This window comes from Micromonospora sp. NBC_01392 (assembly GCF_045040125.1).
In the GTDB taxonomy this organism is placed as follows: domain Bacteria; phylum Actinomycetota; class Actinomycetes; order Mycobacteriales; family Micromonosporaceae; genus Micromonospora.
In genome coordinates, this window is sequence record NZ_CP109549.1 from 6169087 (window position 1) to 6186681 (window position 17595).

General features: G+C 73.5%; 17 protein-coding genes and 1 pseudogene. 8 read left to right on the plus strand and 10 right to left on the minus strand.

Translation table 11 applies throughout. The features are described from left to right. Nucleotides 1-336 precede the first annotated feature (336 nt). From OG767_RS26775 to OG767_RS26785, 3 genes are read left to right on the plus strand one after another with little or no spacing between them, the layout of a single operon-like run. Nucleotides 337-687, plus strand: a complete 351-nt coding sequence (locus tag OG767_RS26775) for a winged helix-turn-helix transcriptional regulator (RefSeq protein ID WP_405094320.1) — start codon at nt 337-339, stop codon at nt 685-687. 45 nt (nt 688-732) lie between these two features. Next, a complete protein-coding gene (locus OG767_RS26780; RefSeq protein ID WP_405091011.1) occupies nt 733-1278 on the plus strand; it encodes a TetR/AcrR family transcriptional regulator in 546 nt (181 codons plus the stop codon). Nucleotides 1279-1314: 36 nt separating this feature from the next. Beyond that, nucleotides 1315-3498: an MMPL family transporter gene (locus tag OG767_RS26785; protein ID WP_405091012.1), complete on the plus strand. Its 2184-nt coding sequence runs from the start codon at nt 1315-1317 to the stop codon at nt 3496-3498. Between the two features lie 60 nt (nt 3499-3558). Here OG767_RS26785 and OG767_RS26790 read toward each other — a convergent pair whose 3' ends face one another. Continuing rightward, complete coding sequence (locus OG767_RS26790) at nt 3559-4815, minus strand: erythromycin esterase family protein (RefSeq protein ID WP_405091013.1); 1257 nt, start codon at nt 4813-4815, stop codon at nt 3559-3561. Nucleotides 4816-4896: 81 nt separating this feature from the next. On the opposite strand from OG767_RS26790, the gene OG767_RS26795 reads away from it, so the two are divergent. Beyond that, entirely contained in the window at nt 4897-5091 is a 195-nt protein-coding gene (locus tag OG767_RS26795) for a DUF2795 domain-containing protein (protein ID WP_405091014.1), read from the plus strand. A gap of 76 nt (nt 5092-5167) precedes the next feature. Here OG767_RS26795 and OG767_RS26800 read toward each other — a convergent pair whose 3' ends face one another. The 6 genes and pseudogenes from OG767_RS26800 to OG767_RS26825 all read right to left on the minus strand — a co-directional run bounded on the left by OG767_RS26800 (nt 5168) and on the right by OG767_RS26825 (nt 11085). Continuing rightward, the gene (locus OG767_RS26800; RefSeq protein ID WP_405091015.1) at nt 5168-6817 is read right to left on the minus strand and encodes a molybdopterin-dependent oxidoreductase; all 1650 of its coding nucleotides are present in this window, start codon (nt 6815-6817) and stop codon (nt 5168-5170) included. A 31-nt stretch (nt 6818-6848) separates the two neighbouring features. Beyond that, nucleotides 6849-7484, minus strand: coding sequence for a fasciclin domain-containing protein (locus OG767_RS26805; RefSeq protein ID WP_405091016.1), 636 nt, complete (start codon nt 7482-7484; stop codon nt 6849-6851). 87 nt (nt 7485-7571) lie between these two features. Then, complete coding sequence (locus tag OG767_RS26810; protein WP_405091017.1) at nt 7572-8309, minus strand: anti-sigma factor domain-containing protein; 738 nt, start codon at nt 8307-8309, stop codon at nt 7572-7574. Continuing rightward, nucleotides 8306-8935, minus strand: a complete 630-nt coding sequence (gene sigK / locus OG767_RS26815; protein WP_405091018.1) for an ECF RNA polymerase sigma factor SigK — start codon at nt 8933-8935, stop codon at nt 8306-8308. The genes OG767_RS26810 and sigK overlap by 4 nt, the downstream gene beginning before the upstream one ends. A 100-nt stretch (nt 8936-9035) precedes the next feature. Continuing rightward, nucleotides 9036-9827: pseudogene (gene erm / locus OG767_RS26820) on the minus strand (ErmE/ErmH/ErmO/ErmR family 23S rRNA (adenine(2058)-N(6))-methyltransferase); the annotation flags it as partial. Between the two features lie 361 nt (nt 9828-10188). Continuing rightward, nucleotides 10189-11085, minus strand: a complete 897-nt coding sequence (locus tag OG767_RS26825; protein WP_405091019.1) for a Gfo/Idh/MocA family protein — start codon at nt 11083-11085, stop codon at nt 10189-10191. A 149-nt stretch (nt 11086-11234) separates the two neighbouring features. Here OG767_RS26825 and OG767_RS26830 point away from each other — a divergent pair, with 149 nt between their 5' ends. Both OG767_RS26830 and OG767_RS26835 read left to right on the plus strand, forming a co-directional pair. Continuing rightward, nucleotides 11235-11630, plus strand: coding sequence for a hypothetical protein (locus OG767_RS26830; protein ID WP_199199984.1), 396 nt, complete (start codon nt 11235-11237; stop codon nt 11628-11630). Beyond that, nucleotides 11623-12051: a hypothetical protein gene (locus OG767_RS26835; protein ID WP_405091020.1), complete on the plus strand. Its 429-nt coding sequence runs from the start codon at nt 11623-11625 to the stop codon at nt 12049-12051. Before OG767_RS26830 ends, OG767_RS26835 begins: the two co-directional genes overlap by 8 nt. 89 nt (nt 12052-12140) lie before the next feature. Here OG767_RS26835 and fabG read toward each other — a convergent pair whose 3' ends face one another. Together fabG and OG767_RS26845 are read right to left on the minus strand one after the other, a co-directional pair. Next, the gene (gene fabG / locus OG767_RS26840) at nt 12141-12899 is read right to left on the minus strand and encodes a 3-oxoacyl-ACP reductase FabG (RefSeq protein WP_107162571.1); all 759 of its coding nucleotides are present in this window, start codon (nt 12897-12899) and stop codon (nt 12141-12143) included. Between the two features lie 57 nt (nt 12900-12956). Continuing rightward, nucleotides 12957-14609 (minus strand): alpha-amylase family protein, encoded by a 1653-nt coding sequence (locus OG767_RS26845; protein WP_405091021.1) that lies wholly within the window; start codon nt 14607-14609, stop codon nt 12957-12959. 53 nt (nt 14610-14662) lie between these two features. Here OG767_RS26845 and OG767_RS26850 point away from each other — a divergent pair, with 53 nt between their 5' ends. Both OG767_RS26850 and OG767_RS26855 read left to right on the plus strand, forming a co-directional pair. Beyond that, nucleotides 14663-15310, plus strand: coding sequence for a DUF1349 domain-containing protein (locus OG767_RS26850; protein ID WP_405091022.1), 648 nt, complete (start codon nt 14663-14665; stop codon nt 15308-15310). A 78-nt stretch (nt 15311-15388) separates the two neighbouring features. Further along, nucleotides 15389-16051: a DedA family protein gene (locus OG767_RS26855; protein WP_405091023.1), complete on the plus strand. Its 663-nt coding sequence runs from the start codon at nt 15389-15391 to the stop codon at nt 16049-16051. A gap of 12 nt (nt 16052-16063) precedes the next feature. Here OG767_RS26855 and OG767_RS26860 read toward each other — a convergent pair whose 3' ends face one another. Continuing rightward, a complete protein-coding gene (locus OG767_RS26860; protein WP_405091024.1) occupies nt 16064-17488 on the minus strand; it encodes a carbohydrate-binding protein in 1425 nt (474 codons plus the stop codon). Between the last annotated feature and the right edge of the window lie 107 nt (nt 17489-17595).

Sequence of the window (17595 nt, forward strand, 5' to 3'; positions counted from 1 at the left end):
TCCGGAGCCACGGTGTGGGTCGGCTCGGCCCGGCGCCCCTGAGGTCGCCCGGCTCGGCACGGTCCCGGCCCGGAACATGCCGCCGGGCTGCCCTCTCGGCGGCTGATGCATTCATGCCATCAAGTTCGTAGGCGGGAACAACCCAGGTCTTCACCGGCCCGGCACGCGGTAGCCGTACGCACTCCGGGCGGTCGGCTGCCACCCGTGACGCATGATGGTCACCGAGGCTCCCGTCGGGGCCGAGCGGAAGGAGCCGCGGTGACAACCCAGGACGACCGGTGCGCGTCCGACCCGGCCGGCCGGACCGCGGACGGGACGCAGGCGCGGGCCTGCACGGTGCGGGAGGCGCTGGACCGGGTCGGCAGCAAGTGGAGCATCGGCATCCTGATCGCCGCCTCGACCGGCCCGGTGCGCTTCACCGAGCTGGAACGGCGGGTGGAGGGCATCAGCCGGCGGATGCTCACGCTGACGTTGCGCAACCTGGAGCGCGACGGGCTGCTGGTCCGGCACGTGCATCCGACGGTGCCGCCGAGGGTGGAGTACACCGCCACCCCGATGGCCCGGGAGCTGCACGAGTCGCTTGTCGCGCTCACCCGCTGGGCGGAGCGGCACCGCGAGTCGATCAGCGCGGCCCGGGCCGCGTACGACCGGGAGCATCCTGTGGCGAAGCCCACCCGATCCGTCTGACCGATCGGTCAGGTGCTGACCGATCGGTCAGGCATGCTGGAGGGCATGGCACGCGCTACCCCGGCCACCCACGACGAGCTGCTCACCGCCGCGGCCCGTCGGTTCGCCGTCACCGGCTACAAGGGCACCTCGCTCCAGGACATCGCCCGTGAGGTGGGCTGTTCCAAGGCCACCGTGCTCTACCACTTCGCCAGCAAGGACGCCCTGCTCTGCGAGCTGATGGCCCCGGCCATCGCGATGCTGGAGGCACTCGACGCCCGGCTCGCCGACCTCACCGGCGCGCCGGCCCAGCGGGCCGCCGCCGAGGGCTTCGTCGACCTGGCGGTCCGCTACCGCCGGGAGATCGCGCTGCTCCGCGGCGAGTTCCCGGACCTGCTCCAGCAGCCGGCGTTCGCGCACATCCAGCAGATCTCCGAACGGCTGGTCGCCGCGTTCGCCGGCTTCTCCGACCGGCCGGTGGCCCGCGTCGCCGCGCTTGTCGTGCTGGCCGGCATCGCCGAGACCTGCGGCGAGTTCCTGGACATCCCCGACGAGGAGCTGCGACCCGCGCTGCTCGCCGTGGCGCACCGCGCGCTCGAACCCACCACCTGATCCCACCAGTTCGCACCCGAGGACGAAGGAAGGTCCATGGCGACCCTGCTGTACCGGCTCGGCCGGGCATCCCTACGCCGACGGCGACTCGTCGCCGTCGTCTGGCTCGTCGTACTCGTCGGCCTCGGCCTGGCCGCGGCCACGCTGCGGGGCCCGACGGCGAGCAACTTCACCATGCCCGGCACCGAGTCGCAGCAGGCCATCGACCTGCTCGCCGACCGGTTCCCGGCGGCCAGCGGCGCCACCGGCACCATCGCCGTCAAGGCGCCGCAGGACGGCGCGCTCACCTCGCCGGCCGGCCAGGCGGTGGTCAAGCAGGTCACCCAGGAGGCGGCCACGCTGCCCGGCGTGGTCGGCGCGATCGACCCCTACCAGGCGCAGGCGCTCACGCCGGACGGCCGGTACGCGCTGATCCAGGTGCAGTTCGCCGGCCGCGCGGACGACGTGACCACCGAGCAGCGCGACGCGTACGAGAAGGTCGGCCAGCAGGCCGAGGCGCAGGGCTGGCAGATCGCCCCCGGCGGCGAGGTGCTCAACGGCGAGCCGGAGGTCGGCTCGACCGAGGCGCTCGGTGTGCTGGTCGCGGCGATCGTCCTGGTCATCACGTTCGGCTCGCTGGTGGCGGCCGGGATGACCATGCTGAACGCGCTGATCGGCGTCGGCGTCGGCATGGCCGGCCTGTTCGCGCTCAGCGGCGCGGTGGAGCTGACCAGCACCGCACCGATCCTGGCGCTGATGCTCGGCCTGGCGGTCGGCATCGACTACTCGCTGTTCATCACCTCCCGGCACCGGCAGAACCTGCTCGACGGGCTCTCCCCCGAGGAGGCGGTCGGCCGCGCGGTCGGCACCGCCGGCTCCGCCGTGGTGTTCGCCGGCGCGACGGTGGTGGTGGCGCTGGCCGGCCTGGCCGTGGTGGGCATCCCGTTCCTCACCGTGATGGGCCTGGCCGCCGCCGGCACCGTCACCGTGGCCGTGCTGGTGGCGATCACGTTGGCCCCGGCGCTGCTCGGCTTCGCCGGCCGCAGGGTGCTGCCGCGCAAGCTCCGCAACCGTGAGGCGGTCGCGGACCCGGGCACCGGCTCGGAGGACCGCTCCGGCTTCGGGTTCCGCTGGGCGAACTGGGTGACCCGGTTCCGCATCCCGGTGATCCTGGTCGGCCTGCTCGGCCTCGGCCTGCTGGCGATCCCGTCGCAGGACATGCGCCTGGCGCTGCCGGACGCCTCCACCGCCGCCGAGGGCACCCCGGCCCGGGTCAGCAACGACCTGATCCGGGAGGGCTTCGGCCCCGGTTTCACCGGCCGGCTCGCGGTCGTGGTCACCGCCGACTCGCCGCAGGCAACCCAGGCCGCCATGCCGCAGGTCGCGTCGCTGATCCAGAAGACCGACGGGGTGCTGGCGGTGGCTCCGCCGCAGCTCGACCCGTCCGGCCGCACCGCGCTGCTCGGCGTGATCCCGAAGACCGGGCCGACCGACGAGAAGACCGAGGATCTGGTGCACGACATCCGCCGGCAGGTCGGCGGCATCGGCAACGCCGAGGTGCTGCTCACCGGCGTCACCGCGATCGGCATCGACGTGTCGGAGAAGCTCTCCGACGCGCTCCCGGTCTACCTGCTGCTGGTGGTGGGCCTGTCCGTGCTGCTGCTGATGCTGGTGTTCCGGTCGATCCTGGTGCCGGTGAAGGCGGCGCTCGGGTTCCTGCTCACCGTGGCGGCCACGTTCGGCATCACGGTCGCGGTGTTCCAGCAGGGCCACCTGGCCGGGCTGCTCGGCGTCGACACGCCGGCGCCGCTGGTCAGCTTCCTGCCGATCCTGCTCATCGGCATCCTGTTCGGCCTGGCCATGGACTACGAGGTCTTCCTGGTCTCCCGGATGCGGGAGGACTTCGTGCACGGGGACACCGCCCGCCAGGCCACCATCAACGGCATGGGGCACGGCGCCCGGGTGGTCACCGCCGCGGCGCTCATCATGATGTCGGTGTTCGGCGGCTTCGTCTTCCTGGACGACCCGATCATCAAGTCGATGGGCTTCGCGCTCGCGATCGGTGTCGCCATCGACGCGTTCGTGGTCCGGATGACCATCGTCCCGGCGGTGATGTCGCTGCTGAACAACGCCGCCTGGTGGCTGCCGCGCTGGCTGAACAAGCTGCTGCCCAACGTGGACGTCGAGGGCGAGGGCCTGCGCGCCCACCTCGCCGAACGCGAGCCCGCCCCGGTGAAGTGAAAGGAGGGGCCCCCTGTTAACGCCTGGCGTATAGCAGGGGGCCCCTCCCAACACCCCACTTCACACGCCAGCGGGATACGTCTCCATCTCGCCCGGTGTCACCAACGCCGGCAGGGGATGCAGGGCGGTCGTCTCGTCGCACCAGACGAACGCGTCGTACCGCTCCCCCAGCCGGGTCGGCACGTAGTTGCCCCACGACTCGAAGCTCGGGTCGTACACCACGCCGACGGCCCGGTGGTCCGCCTCCCCGGTCACCCACTCCGGCTCGTCCGGGCCGCCGAAGACCAGCACCGCCCGGTCCGGCATCAACTCGTGCAACAGGTGCTCCACCGACCCCTCCCGGGCCGGCGGCACCACCATCGTCTCGGCCGGGGAGCCCCAGCGCGGGGCGGCGATCACACTCCCCCGCCAACTGCCGAAGCCGATCAGCGCCACCGCGTCGCGGCCGTGCCGTTCCCGACCGAGCTGACCGATATTGACCATGCCGTCCGCCCCCATCTCGGTGGCCCGCGCGTCGCCGACGTGCGTGTTGTGCGCCCACACGACGCCGCGCGCGTCCGGCCCGTAGCGGTCGAGCAGCCGGTCCAGCGTGTCCGCCATGTGGATGTCGCGGACGTTCCACGACTCCGGACCGCCGCCGATCATGGCCCGGTAGTACCGCTCCGCGCCGGCCACCACCTCCGCGTTCTGCCAGGCCGAGAAACGGTCCGGGCCGTCCGCGGCGGCCTGTTCCCGGGTACGCGCCAACAACCGGACCACCTCCTCCTCGCACCGGGCGGAGACGAACCGGCTGGCCAGGCCGTACTCCTCGGCTTGTTTGCCGTACGGCTCGAAGCAGCGGTACGCCTCCTGGGCCGCCTCCAGCGACGCCGGGTCCTCCTCGCCCAGGTAGTCGAAGATGGCCTGCATCGACTCCCAGAGCGAGTAGACGTCGAGGCCGTGGAAGCCCGCCCGCTCCCCCTCCGGCCGCTCCAGGTTCCAGGCGCGCAGCCACCGGCAGAACCGGGCCACCTCCGCGTTCGCCCACATCCAGGTGGGCCAGCGTTCGAACCGCTCCAACGCGACCATCGGATCGGCCAGTCCGCCCGGTGCGCCCACCACTGAACGGTGCACCCGGTCGCAGTCCGGCCAGTCCCCCTCCACCGCGACGAAGTCGAAACCCTGCTCGGCGATGAGTCGCCGGGTCAACTGCTCCCGCAGCCGGTAGTAGTCGTAGCTGCCGTGCGTCGCCTCGCCGATCATCACGATGCGGGCGTCGCGGACGCGCTCCAGCAGGGGGTCGAAGTCGCTCGGTGCGCCGAGCCGCTGAACCAGCATGTCCGCGGCTACCCGGGCCCCGCCTGGGCAAACCGCCGTCGGGACCGGCATGCCGCGCCGCCCAGCGGGTAGCCGCGCGACATGACCGTCAGCGACGCGCAGTTGCAGGAGTTCGTCGCCGGACTCGACTACCCGGTCTCCCGGGAGGACCTGGTTCGCTGGGCCCAGGAGAACGGCGCCAGCACCGAGACGCTCCAGATGCTCCGGACGTTGCCGGCCGAGGAGTTCGACACCCCCGCCGAGCTGGGCGAGGCGCTGGCCCCGTACACCGGCTAGCCGGGGCCCCGCACGATGCCGCGTGTTAAGCGGGGCCCCCTCCTCTACCGCAGGCGTTAACAGGGGGCCCCTCCTTTCACCGCACGGTGAGGGTGATGGTGTGGTGGCCGGTGGCGCCGTCGGGGAACGGGGTGCGGCGTTGCTCGGGCTGCGTCGCTCCGGTGCCGTCGGTGGCGCGTACCCGCAGGCTGTGCGGGCCGGCCGGGGCAGGCCAGGCGTAGCGCCACTGCACCCAGGTGTCGGTGGAGGCGGTGGGTAGCAGCTCGGCCGCCCGCCACGGGCCACCGTCCACCGACACCTCCACCGCCGCGATGCCCCGGTGCTGGGCCCAGGCCACCCCGGCCACGGTGACCGGTCCGGCCGGGATGCGGGCGAACGGCGCGGGCCGGTCGATCCGGGACGCGGTCCTCACCGGCGCCTCCCGCGCCCAGCCCCGCCGCACCCAGTACGCGTCGAAGGCGTCGAAGGTGGTCACCTCCAACTCGGTGACCCATTTGCACGCGCCCGCGTAGCCGTACAGGCCGGGGGTGAGCATCCGGACCGGGAAGCCGTGCGCGAAGGGCAGCGGCGCCCCGTTCATCCCGACCGCGAGCATGGCGTCCCGGCCGTCGAGGAGCGTCTCGATCGGGGTGCCGATGGTCATTCCCTCGTCCGAGCGGGCGACGAGCTGGTCGGCGCCGGCCCGGATGCCGGCCGCCCGCAGCAACGGGGCGAGCGGCGCCCCGAGCCACCGGGCGGTCCCCACATAAGGGCCGCCGACCTCGTTGGACACGCAGCTCAGCGTGATGTCCCGCTCGATCAGGCCGCGGTCGAGCAGGTCGGCGAAGCTCACCTCGACCGGCCGCGCCACCAGGCCGTGCAGCCGTAGCCGCCAGGAGTCCACGTCGATCCGGGGCACGGTGAGCGCGGTGTCCACCCGGTAGAACTCCTCGGTCGGGGTGCGGAAGCCGGGGGCCACGCCGGCGGGCAGCGGCCGGGCCGGCGAGGCCGGCGCGGGCAGCCGGACGGCCTCCCGGGACCGGGCCGCGTCGGCCACGGTCAGCCGGCGCAGCACGGCCGCGCCGGCCCCGGCGAACACGGTTCCGGCAGCGACCAGCGTCGCGTTCCGCACCACCGTCCGCCGTGTCGGCCCGCCCGTCGATCCCGAGCTACCGGAGCCGCCCGCACCATGGCCGTCCCCATCAGGGCCGCCCTCGCCAGGACCGCCCACCCCGGCGGAACCGGCCGCGCCGCCCCCGGACGCCTCCCGGCCCACCCCCACCGGGTCGGCGGCGGCGTCCGGGGTGTTCGGGGCGGCCGGCCGGCCGGGCAGGGGCAGCCAGCGCAACAGGGCGGCGGCCACCGCGGCGCCGGCCAGGGCCGGCAGGGCGTCGGCCGGGCTGGCGTCGGGTCGGGTCAACGCGGCGCCGACGCCGGCCACCCCGAGCACCGCCGGCCCGAGCAGGCCCAGCACCGGGCGACGCCGGGCGGCGATCCCGGTCAGGGCGGCCAGCAGCGCCAGCGCCAGTGTGATGCCGCCGAGCAGCAGCGGCTTGTCGTACGTGCCGAACGTACGCACCGCCCCTTCCTTGACCGGGGTCGGCGCACCGTCCACGACGGCGCCGCCGACCGCGACCAGTGGCGCCGCCTGCGGGCGGACGGCGGTGGCGAGCAGTTCCGCGACCGCCACCCCGGCGGCGGCCACGAGCAGGCCCGTCCCGGCGGCCGCCAGGGTACGGCGGATCATCGGTCTCTCCTCTCGCCGCTCGCCGGCCGCGTCAGGACTTCGGCATCAGGACCGAGTCGACGATGTAGACGGTCGCGTTGGCGGTCTGCACGTTGCCGCAGATCACCATGGAGTTGCCGTTCACGGTGAACTCGGTGCCGCTGCCGGCGACCGTCACCTCGCCGCCCTGGAGCGTCTTGTGCGCGCCGGCGAGCTGGTCCGGGCCGAGCCGGCCCTCGACCACGTGATAGGTCAGCACGTCCGTCAGCATCTTCTTGTCGGCGAGCACCTTGTCCAGGTCGGCCTTGGGCAGCTTGCCGAACGCGTCGTTGCTGGGCGCGAAGACGGTGAGGCCCTGCGCGCTGTTCAGCGAGTCGACCAGGCCGGCCTGCTTGACGGCGGTGACCAGCGTGCTCAGCACCGGGTTGCCGGACGCGGCGGTGGCCACCGGCACCTTGGCCATGGCGGCGAAGCTGCCCGGGTTCGACGCGTCGGTCGGCACCGCGGCGCAGCCGGGGCCGAACTGGCCGTCGGCCATCGCGGGCGCGCTGCTGGCCGGCGCGGAACTCATCGGGGCGCTGCTGGCCGGCGCGGCGGTGTCGGTGTCAGTGTCGTCCCCGCCGCAGGCGGCGAGTCCGAGGCTGAGCGTGGCGGCAAGGGCGACAGCGGTGAACTTCATGGGACGCATCAGGTAAATCCCTTCAGATGGTGAACTGTCGGTCTGGAAGGGATTCGGTGCCCACCGGCCCGTGGATGGGTCGGTCCGCGAAAAAGATCAGGCGAGCGCGACCGCCACCAGCGGGGTCGTGGTCGGCCGCGCCGACCCGCCCGCCGGCTCCTCGGTCACCCCGAGGAGACCCTTGCCCCGCACCCCGGACAGCAGCGTCGAACCGCCACCCCGGCCGGCCGGCAGCACGCCGGCCGAGGTGGCCGTCGCGCCGTCGATCAGCCAGAGCTGGTAGGCCCGGCCGGCGGCGGGGACGGTCAACCCGTCGAGCAGCGCCACTCCCTCGTTCCGGCTCGGCGACGCCACCACGGTGACCCGGCCGCCCGCCGGAACCGCTCCGGTCCGGACCACCGCGTCCGGGGCGGCCAGCACGGCACGGATCCGGCCCGCCTCGTCCCGCGCCGCGCCGGCTTCGGTGCGCGCGTCGCGTACCCGCTGCTCCTGGACTGTCCAGGTGGCCGCGCCCGCGCCGCCGGCCAACAGCACGGCGGCGGCCGCGACGGCCGCCCGACGGCGCCACCCCCCGGTCCGGTCGCGGGCCGCCCGACCGACCGGGCCGGGTCGCTCCTGCGGGGTACGCCGGATCTCCGCCAGCACCGACGTACGCAACGCGGGCGGCGGCACGGACCAGGTCGGGTCGGCCAGCCGGGCCGCCGTCTCGTGGAACTCGGCCAGCTCCAGCGCGCAGCTCTCACAGCCGGCCAGGTGCCGGACGAACGCGGCCCGCTCGACGTCGTCCACCGCGTCGAGCACGTACGCCCCGGCGAGCGCGTGGATGTCGGTCATCGGCTGAACTCCACTCCCAGGCAGTCGCGGAGACGGATCAGCCCGTCCCGCATGCGGGTCTTGACGGTGGGCAGCGCGGCGCCCAGCAGGCCGGCCACCTCGCGGTAGCTGTGCCCGCCGTAGTAGGCCAGCGTGATCGCCTCGCGCTGCATCTCGGTGAGCACGTCCAGGCAGTGCCGCACCTGCTGCCGTTCCCACCGGGCCGCCGCCTCCTCGGCCACCTCGTCGTACGGCGTCTCGGCGGATCCGGCGGCGACGCGGCGGGTGCGGTCGGCGCCGGCCTGCTCGGACCGGACCCGGTCCACGGCCCGGCGGTGGGCGATGGTGAAGATCCAGGCGGTGGCCGAGCCCTTGGCCGGATCGAAGCGGGCGGCGGTGCGCCACACCTCGACCAGCACCTCCTGCGCGACCTCCTCGGCCTGCGCCGGGTCGCGGAGCACGCGTCGGGCCAGTCCGTAGACCCGGGGCGACACGATGTCGTAGAGGCGTTCGAACGCCGCCTCGTCGCCGCGCGCCATCGCCCGCACCAGTTCGTCGGTCTCCGCCCGCTGGTCCGGGGCGGCCGGGGGCACGACGTGCAGCCTCGACCGCCCCGGCACGTCACCGGCGCTGTCGCCCTCGGTCATCCGGTCCCGCCTTCCGTCCGCTCCGTCTGCCAGCACGGTAGGCATTCGGAGTCGGCGCCGCCGCGGATGGCCCCGAATTCCCGGCCCGTCCCGGATCAGCGGCGTGCAGCAGGCGGAACAGCACCAGCCACTGCTCGGGCCAGACCAGCCCGACCGGGGTGTCCGGCGCGATCCGGGCGGCCCGCAACGCGCCGTCGACCCGGCGGCGCGGGTGGGCGGTGCGCAGCGAGGCCGCGAGCGAGCCGCCGACCCCGCCGAAGCCCAGCTCCACCATCCTCCGGTACGCGGGCAGCACGCCCGGCGCCAGCAGCGGTACGGTCCGGCGCTCCAGGCGCAGGATGCCGCCGTCCACCGCGGGCACCGGCCGGAACGCGCCCCGGGGCACCAGGCCGGCCAGCCGCCAGTGGTGTTCCGGCCAGGTGAGCACCGTGAGCCGGCTCCACCGGCCGTGGTCGCCGGCGCGTTTACGGGCGTAGTCGAGCTGGGTGAGCAGCGTGGCCGCGCGCAGTCCGGGCGCGGCGAGGCACCACCGGACCACGGCCGCGGTCAGCGACCAGGGGATGTTGCCGGCCACCGAGAACGGCTCCTCGGGCGTCGGCGCGGAGAGAAAGTCGGCCGCCCGGACCTCGACGTGCGGCAGCGGCGCGCAGGTCGCGGTCAGCTCCGGCAACACGGCCGGGTCCACCTCGTACGCGATCAGCCGCCCGCACCGCGCGGCGAGCGGGCGGGTGAGCTGGCCGCGTCCGGCGCCCACCTCCAGCAGCAGGTCGGCCGGGCCGGGGCGGGCCGCCCGGACGATCCGTGCGACGGCGGCCGGATCGGCGAGGAAGTTCTGGGACAGTACGCGACGGGACCGGTCGCGTGCGGTGGTGCGGAGTCGGCGGGGCGCCACGGGTTCGTCCTGTCTGTCGCCGGACGGCGACGGGTACGGACCGCTGCGCAGAGGTCGACGCCACGCCGGACGGCGGCGGGGTCCGGAAGGAGCCAGGACGCCGCCGGGCTCGACGAGCCGGCGTGGATCGCACGGGCGGGCGGTCCGAGTGGATCGGACTCGGACGGCCCTGGGAAGGTGGTCGGGACGCGGGGCGTCAGGCGCGGTGGGCGTCCCGGCCGGCCAGGGCCGGGCGCCGGACCCGCGGACGGGCGACCAGAAGGAGCCCGGACGCGGCCGGCGCGACGGCCACGTCGATCAGGGCATGCGTGAACATGCGCGCGACGCTAGCGGCCGGCCCGCCGCCCCGCGACGGGTTTTCTCACACGTCGACCGTGCGCCCCTGCGCCCGGGCGGTCTCGGCGGCGTCGAGCACCGCCACCACGTCCCGGCCGAACCGCACGTCGCAGCGGTGGTCGCGGGTGCCGGCGTCCACCTCCGCCAGCAACTGGTCGAGCGCGGCGCCGAACGCCTGGAGCGCGCTGCCGTCACCGGGCGGGATGCTCTCGGTGCCGTTCGCGCCGAACAGGACGAAGTCACGGGTGACCGCCTCGGCCGGCGCGTCGAGGGTGAGGGAGAGCGTGCTCGTCGCGCCGCCGTCGTGGGTGAGCAGCAGGTGCACCAGGCCGCTCGGCCCGTCCATCGCGGCGACCCGGGTGACCCGGCCGAGCACCGGCAGGATCAGGGACAACGCGTGCGGGCCGATGTCCCACAGCGCGCCCCGGTCGCGCCGCCACCGCGAGTCGCCGTACGGGTTCCCGGGCTGGTAGATCGAGGCGAACATGCTCCCCCGGGCGTGCTGCCAACCGCCGGCCGCGGCGGCCGAGGCGAGGACGCCGGTGACGTTGGGGTGGAAGCGCTGGGTGAAGAAGACCACCGAGGCCACCCCGGACGCCTCGGCGGCGGCGACCACCCGGTCGGCGTCGGCGAGACTCAGCGCCAGCGGCTTGTCCAGCAGCAGGTGCCGCCCGGCGGTGGCGGCCCGGACCGCGATGTCGGCCTGTACGTCGGGCGGGAGCGCCACGGCGACCGCGTCGACGGCGTCGAGCAGCGCGTCGACGTCGGTGAAGGCCGGCACGCCGTGCCGGGTGGCCAGCGCCTCCGCCTTCGCCGGGTTGCGCCCCCACACGCCGGCCAGTCGGGCCCGGGGGTGGGCGTCGATGGCGGCGGCGTGTGTCTCCGCCGCCCAGTGACCGGTGCCGAACAACCCGAAGCGCACCCCTGCCCCCTGCCGTCGTCGTGGGCCACCGGCGTACGCCGGGACCGTGATCCACGCTAGTCGTCCGGCCCGGCCGGCGCGCCCCGACCCGCGCGGCGGCCGGCTACTACACGACTTAGTAGGCTGGGCCGGTGAACGACACTGCGTCGATGACCAGCGCCGCGGCGGCGGGCTCGCCGGTGGACGGGTTCCTCCCCACGATCGCGATCGTGCTGTCGCTGGCGGTCGCGGTCTGGGCCCTGGTGGCCGCCGTACGCCAGCAGCCGCCGGACCGGATCCAGTTCGCCGGCCTGGCCGTGGTGGAGGTGGCGCTGCTGGCGCTGACCGTGGTGGCGCTCGTCGCCCTCGGCGGTGGGGACCGGCCGGGCGAGCCGGGGGCGTTCTTCGGCTACCTGGTGACGCTGGTCTGCCTGCCGCCGCTGGCCTGGGTGCTGGCCCGGATGGAGCCGACCCGCTGGGGCTCGGCGATCGTCTGCGCGATCTGCCTGGTCACGCCGGTCGTGGTGGTGCGGTTGCAGCAGACCTGGGAGGTCGTCGGTGGTTGAGACCCGGGCGCCCGGACGCGCCACCAACCGCGGGCCGGGGCGACTGCTGATCGCGGTCTACATCCTGTTCGCCATCGCCGCGACGTCGCGGGCCGGGCTCCAGATCGCCACGAAGTTCGACGAGGCGCCGGTGGCGTACCTGCTCTCCGCGCTGGCCGCGCTGATCTACATCGTGGCGGCGGTCGGGCTGGCCCGGGCCGGGCACGCCGGCCGCCGGGTGGCGCTGGCCTGTTGTTCGGTGGAGCTGGTCGGGGTGCTCGCGGTGGGCGTGCTGAGCATCGCCGACCCGGAGCTGTTCCCGGACGAGACGGTCTGGTCCGACTTCGGCAGCGGCTACGGCTACATCCCGCTGGTGCTGCCGGCACTAGGCCTCCTCTGGCTCTACCGCACCCGCACCCGCCCCACGCCCTCCTCCTCCTGAGGCGCGCTTTCTCGGAAAGCGTGGCCATGGAGCGCGAAATGGCCCCTCTTTCCGGGAAAGAGGGGCCATCCGCCGGGGAGCAGGGGCGGTCAGTCCTTGGGGCCGCCGGCCACGTAGATGACCTGGCCGGAGACGAAGGACGCGCCCTCGCTGGCCAGGAACGAGATGGTGTGCGCGACGTCCTCCGGGCGGCCGGTGCGGCGGACCGGGATCTCGGCGGCGGCGTGCTCCTGGAGCGCGGCGAACTCGACCTTCATCCGGGCCGCGGTGGCCGCGGTCATGTCGGTGACGATGAAGCCCGGCGCGACCGCGTTGACGGTCACCCCGAACGGGCCCAGCTCGATGGCGAGCGTCTTGGTGAAGCCCTGCATGCCGGCCTTGGCGGCGGCGTAGTTCGCCTGGCCCCGGTTGCCCAGCGCGGAGGTGCTGGACAGGTTGACGATCCGGCCCCACTTCCGCTCGACCATGTGCTTCTGGGTTGCCTGGCTGAACAGGAACGCGCCGCGCAGGTGCACGCCCAGGACCGTGTCCCAGTCGGCGTCGGTCATCTTGAACAGCAGGTTGTCGCGGAGCACGCCGGCGTTGTTGACCAGCACGGTCGGCGCGCCCAGCTCGGCGGCGACCCGCTCGACGGCGGCCTCCACCTGGGCCCGGTCGGCCACGTCCGCGCCGACGCCGAGCGCCCGACCGCCGGCGGCGACGATGCCGTCGACGGTCTCCGCGGTGGCCGACTCCTCGATGTCGACCACGGCGACGGCCATGCCGTCAGCGGCCAGCCGGCGGGCGGTGGCCGCGCCGATGCCGCGTGCGGCTCCGGTCACGATGGCGACGCGGGGCTCCTCCGACATGATTACCTCCCGGTAACTTGGCTCGATCGGAGGAGCCTAACCCGCCGTCACGTCCGTCTACAGCGCCCCACCCCGGCAGAGCCGGATCCAGCGGTAACCGTGGCCGTTGAGCTTCAGCCGGTCGAGCTTGCCCACCTCGTCGTAGTTGCGGTCGCTCAGCACGTCGATCGGCAGGTCCGCCTCCGGCGCCAGGGTGCTCAGGTCGACCTCCACGTCCTCGGTGCCGAGGTTGTGCAGGAAGACCATGGTCCCGGTCCGCCCGTCGGCGCGGTGCGCGAGCACCCCGGCCGGCATCGGCACGTCGATGTGGGTGGTGCTGCCGGAGCCGACCTCCGGGGCCTCCCGCAGCGTCCGGATCATCCGCTCGAACCAGCCGAGCAGCGAACGCGGGTCCTTGCGCTGGGCGGTGACGTTGACCTGCTGGTAGCCGTACTCACCCTTGTCGATCACCGGGCGGACCAGCTTCTCCGGCTCGGCGGTGGAGAAGCCGGCGTTCTCCTTGTAGGACCACTGCATCGGGGTACGGATCGCGTCGCGCCCCTTCAGCGTCAGGTCCTCGCCCATGCCGATCTCCTCGCCGTAGCGCAGCACCGGCGTGCCGCGCAGCGAGAACTGGAGCGCGTACGCCAGCTCGATGTGCCGGCGGTCGTTGCCGAGCATCGGCGCGAGCCGGCGGCGGATGCCCCGGCCGTAGAGCTGCATGTTCTCGTCCGGGCCGAACTTCGCCAACACGTCGTTGCGCTGGTCGGCGGTGAGCCGGGACAGGTCGATCTCGTCGTGGTTGCGCAGGAACGTCGCCCACTGGCCGCCGGTCGGCAGCTTCGGGGTGTCGCGCAACGCGTCGATGATCGCCTCCGGGTCCTCCCGGGCGAACGCGAGCATCAGCCGGCCGTTCATCATGAAGTCGAAGAGCATGTGGATCCGGTTGCCCGAGCCGCTGCCGTCACCGAAGTAGACCGGCAACTGGTCCGGCTCGACGTTCGCCTCGGCCAGCAGCACCGCGTCGCCGCGCCGCCACTGGACGTGCTGGCGCAGGTCGGTGAGGAACTCGAAGTCCTTGGTCGCGTTCGGGTTGCCCGGCTCGGTCTTCTCGATGATGAACGGCACGGCGTCCATCCGGAACCCGGAGACGCCGAGCTGGAGCCAGAACGAGGTGATCTTCTTGATCTCCGCGCGGACCTTCGGGTTCTCGATGTTCAGGTCCGGCTGGAACTTGTAGAACCGGTGGTAGAACCACGCCTTGGCGGTCCGGTCGTAGGTCCAGGTCTCGTGCTGCTCACCCGGGAACACCATGCCCTGGTGCCGGTCGTCCGGCTCGTGGTCGGCCCAGACGTACCAGTCGCGGTACGGCGAGTCGGGCGAGGACCGGGCGGACTGGAACCACGGGTGCTGGTCCGAGGTGTGGTTGACCACCAGGTCGATGATCACCCGGATGCCCCGGTTCTGTGCCTGGTGCAGCAGTTCGGCGAAGTCGCCGAGCGTCCCGAGTCGCGGGTCGACGTTGTAGAAGTCGGTCGCGTCGTACCCGTCGTCCTTGTTGGGGGACGGGTGGATCGGGTTGAGCCAGAGGCAGGTCACCCCCAGCCGGGCCAGGTAGTCCAGCCGGCCGATCAGCCCCTGGAAGTCACCCACCCCGTCGCCGTCGGAGTCCGCGTACGTGTCGACGTCGAGGCAGTAGACGACCGCCTCCTGATACCACCTGTCACCCATGCGGGCTCTACTTCTCCGAACGCGCGTCCTGGCAAACCCGGTACGGTGCCGGCATGAGCGAACGCACCGAGCGGAGCGAGGGCCGTGAGGGCATGCCCAGCCAGCACAGCATGAGCGAGGACACCGACTGGTCCGGCGGCACGTGGCTCAACCCACCGGAACGGGCCGAGGCGGTCGACGGCGGGCTGCTTGTCGAGCCGCGCGGGGGCAGCGACTTCTGGCGGCGCACCAGCTACGGCTTCGTGCACGACGACGGTTCGGCGCTGCTCGCGCCGTTCGCCGGGGACACCGCCGTGGAGGTGTCGTTCCGGCTCGACTACGCCGCGCAGTTCGACCAGGCCGGCGTGCTGGTGCGGGTGGACGAGCGGCGGTGGACGAAGGCCGGGGTCGAGGTGAGTGACGGCGTCCCGCAGGTCGGCGCCGTGGTGACCGACGAGTTCTCCGACTGGTCGGTGGCGCCGGTGCCGGAGTGGTCGGGGCGGGAGGTGACGGTCCGGGTGAGCCGGGCCGGCGACGCGTTGACGGTCCGCGCCCGGGTGGACGACGAGCCGTGGCGGCTGGTGCGGGTCGCGCCGCTCGACCCGGCGGCGTCGGCGACGGCCGGGCCGTACTGCTGCTCGCCCAGCCACGGCGGCCTGCTGGTCCGCTTCACCGGCTGGCGGCGGGGGCCGGCGGACGAGGCGCTGCACCCGGAGGGTTAGCCCGGTCACCGGCGGGTGTGAGCAAAGCTCACCCGGGTACTACCCCCGGATCTCCGGCACCCGCGTGGAAGGACCGCCATGGCCCTCGCCCAGAACGTCGATCCGAACCAGTTCACCGGGCTGACCGGGTGGGTGGCGAGCGTGATCGACGCGTGGGGCGCGGTCGGCGTGGCGCTGCTCGTGGCGCTGGAGAGCATCATCCCGCCGATCCCGAGCGAGATCGTGCTGGCGATGGCGGGCTACCTGTCCGCCGAGGGCCGGTTCAACGTGGTGGTGATCGTGCTGGCCGCGACCGCCGGTTCGCTGCTCGGCGCGCTGGTGCTCTACTGGCTCGGGGCGGTGCTCGGCGAGGACCGGCTCAAGCGGTGGCTCGACCACATCCCGCTGGTCGACCTGGAGGACCTGGAGAAGGCGGACCGCTGGTTCGAGCGGCACGGCCGCTGGGCGGTGCTGATCGGCCGGGTGGTGCCGGTGGTCCGCAGCCTGGTGTCGATCCCGGCCGGCGCGAACCGCATGCCGCTGGGCGAGTTCATCCTGCTCACCACGCTCGGCAGCGGGGTGTGGAACACGCTGATCGTGGGCGCCGGCTTCCTGCTCGGCTCGCGCTGGGAGGACGTCGACCGCTACAGCCAGTGGTTCAACTACGCGATCTTCGCGGTCTTCGGCGTGATGATCGTGAGCTGGGCGGCGAAGAAGGTGCGCCGGCGGCGCGCCCGGCAGTCGGTGACCACCGGGCGCTGACCGCCGGGCCGATCAGCGGCGGAACGTGAACCAGTTGACGTTGACGAAGTCCGACGGCTGACCGCTGCTGAACGTGAGGTAGACGGTGTGCCGGCCGGTCACCGCGCCCACGTTGCCGGGCACCGACGTCCAGGTCTGCCAGCCGCCGGTGTTGCCGACCGCGAAGCTGCCGATCGGCGTCGCGGTGGGGCTGTCCACCCGCACCTCCACCAGGCCGCTCACCCCGGCCGCCGCGCCGGACGCGACCCGGGCCACGAAGTCCCGTGGCGGCGTGGAGCCGAAGTCGACGTTGTCGTAGCGGGTCCAGTCACCGTTGGCCAGGAAGCCGATGTCCTGCCCGCCCTCGGCGCACGTCTCCACCTGCACGCCGTTCTGCGCGTTGAACGACTCGGCCTGGATGGTCGCGTACGCGTCCCGCACGCCGCCCGGCGGCGGCGTGGTCGGCGTCGGCGACGGGTTGCCGCCGCCGCCCCGTGAGTAGACCGCCACGTAGTCGACGAGCATCGGCCGGCCGGAGACGGTCGACGCGGTCGGCGTGGCGGAGCCGGCGACGCCGTTCGGGAAGCCGCCGCCCATCGCCACGTTGAGCAGCAGGAAGTAGCCGGCGTGACTGGTCATCTGGGTCCAGTACGGCTCACCGACCTGGGTCTGGGTGACGGTGTGGAAGAGCTGGCCGTCGACGTACCAGCGCAGTTGCGCAGGGCTCACCGAGGTGTCCCACTCGAATCGGTAGGTGTGGAACGCCGACTGGCAGGTGCTGCCCGGGCAGGCGCGGGACGCGCCCCGGCCGTTGAACTCGTCGCACGGGCCGCCCGGCGCGACGCCGCAGTGCAGCACGCCCCAGACCGAGTTGATCCCGTTGACGTTCTCCATCACGTCGAACTCGCCGATGCCCGGCCAGTTCTGGTAGTTGCCCCGGTAGGGCGAGCCGAGCGCCCAGAACGCCGGCCAGTAGCCGGCCGCCGCCGCGCCGGTGACGTTCGGCATCTGGATGCGGCCCTCGATCGCCAGCACGCCGCCGCTCGACGGCTTGAAGTTGCTGCGTACCGTCTCGATCCGGGCCGAGGTCCAGCGGCCGGCGCTGTCCTTCAGCGGGGTGATGCGCAGGTTGCCGGCACCGTCCTGGGACAGGTTGGCGGTGCTGGAGGTGTAGGTCTGGATCTCGCCGGTGCCCCAGTTGGCCGGGCCGCCCGGGTAACTGGTGCCGGTGTCGACGATCCAGTTGGCGGACGAGGGCAGCGTGCCGGCCGCGCCGGTGAAGTCGTCGCTCCACACCAGGTTCCACCCGGCGGGTGGGGACGGCACGGCCGCCTGCGCGGTCATCTGGACGCCGGCGAGCGCGGTGGTGGCGGCGAGCACGGTCGCGGCCAGGGCGAGCCGGCGGCGGGACCGGGGCACGGTGGTGGGGGCGGCCGGGGCCGCCGGAATCGGGTTCATCGGGGTGCCTCTCTGCGGGGACGGGGCGGAGAGCGCTCTCTGAGAGCGATTTGTACGCGCCCACCCCCGCATTTGTCAACAATCTTCAATGAATGCCGGTGCCGGCG

What these genes read in the sequence shown, in the direction of transcription:
- OG767_RS26780 (WP_405091011.1), top strand. Translation starts at nt 733, where the DNA reads ATGGCACGCGCTACCCCGGCCACCCACGACGAGCTGCTCACCGCCGCG.
- OG767_RS26810 (WP_405091017.1), bottom strand. Translation starts at nt 8,309, where the DNA reads ATGACCGACATCCACGCGCTCGCCGGGGCGTACGTGCTCGACGCGGTG.
- OG767_RS26860 (WP_405091024.1), bottom strand. Translation starts at nt 17,488, where the DNA reads ATGAACCCGATTCCGGCGGCCCCGGCCGCCCCCACCACCGTGCCCCGG.
- OG767_RS26785 (WP_405091012.1), top strand. Translation starts at nt 1,315, where the DNA reads ATGGCGACCCTGCTGTACCGGCTCGGCCGGGCATCCCTACGCCGACGG.
- OG767_RS26830 (WP_199199984.1), top strand. Translation starts at nt 11,235, where the DNA reads ATGACCAGCGCCGCGGCGGCGGGCTCGCCGGTGGACGGGTTCCTCCCC.
- OG767_RS26850 (WP_405091022.1), top strand. Translation starts at nt 14,663, where the DNA reads ATGAGCGAACGCACCGAGCGGAGCGAGGGCCGTGAGGGCATGCCCAGC.
- OG767_RS26845 (WP_405091021.1), bottom strand. Translation starts at nt 14,609, where the DNA reads ATGGGTGACAGGTGGTATCAGGAGGCGGTCGTCTACTGCCTCGACGTC.
- OG767_RS26805 (WP_405091016.1), bottom strand. Translation starts at nt 7,484, where the DNA reads ATGCGTCCCATGAAGTTCACCGCTGTCGCCCTTGCCGCCACGCTCAGC.
- OG767_RS26795 (WP_405091014.1), top strand. Translation starts at nt 4,897, where the DNA reads ATGACCGTCAGCGACGCGCAGTTGCAGGAGTTCGTCGCCGGACTCGAC.
- OG767_RS26800 (WP_405091015.1), bottom strand. Translation starts at nt 6,817, where the DNA reads ATGATCCGCCGTACCCTGGCGGCCGCCGGGACGGGCCTGCTCGTGGCC.
- sigK (WP_405091018.1), bottom strand. Translation starts at nt 8,935, where the DNA reads ATGACCGAGGGCGACAGCGCCGGTGACGTGCCGGGGCGGTCGAGGCTG.
- fabG (WP_107162571.1), bottom strand. Translation starts at nt 12,899, where the DNA reads ATGTCGGAGGAGCCCCGCGTCGCCATCGTGACCGGAGCCGCACGCGGC.
- OG767_RS26790 (WP_405091013.1), bottom strand. Translation starts at nt 4,815, where the DNA reads ATGCTGGTTCAGCGGCTCGGCGCACCGAGCGACTTCGACCCCCTGCTG.
- OG767_RS26855 (WP_405091023.1), top strand. Translation starts at nt 15,389, where the DNA reads ATGGCCCTCGCCCAGAACGTCGATCCGAACCAGTTCACCGGGCTGACC.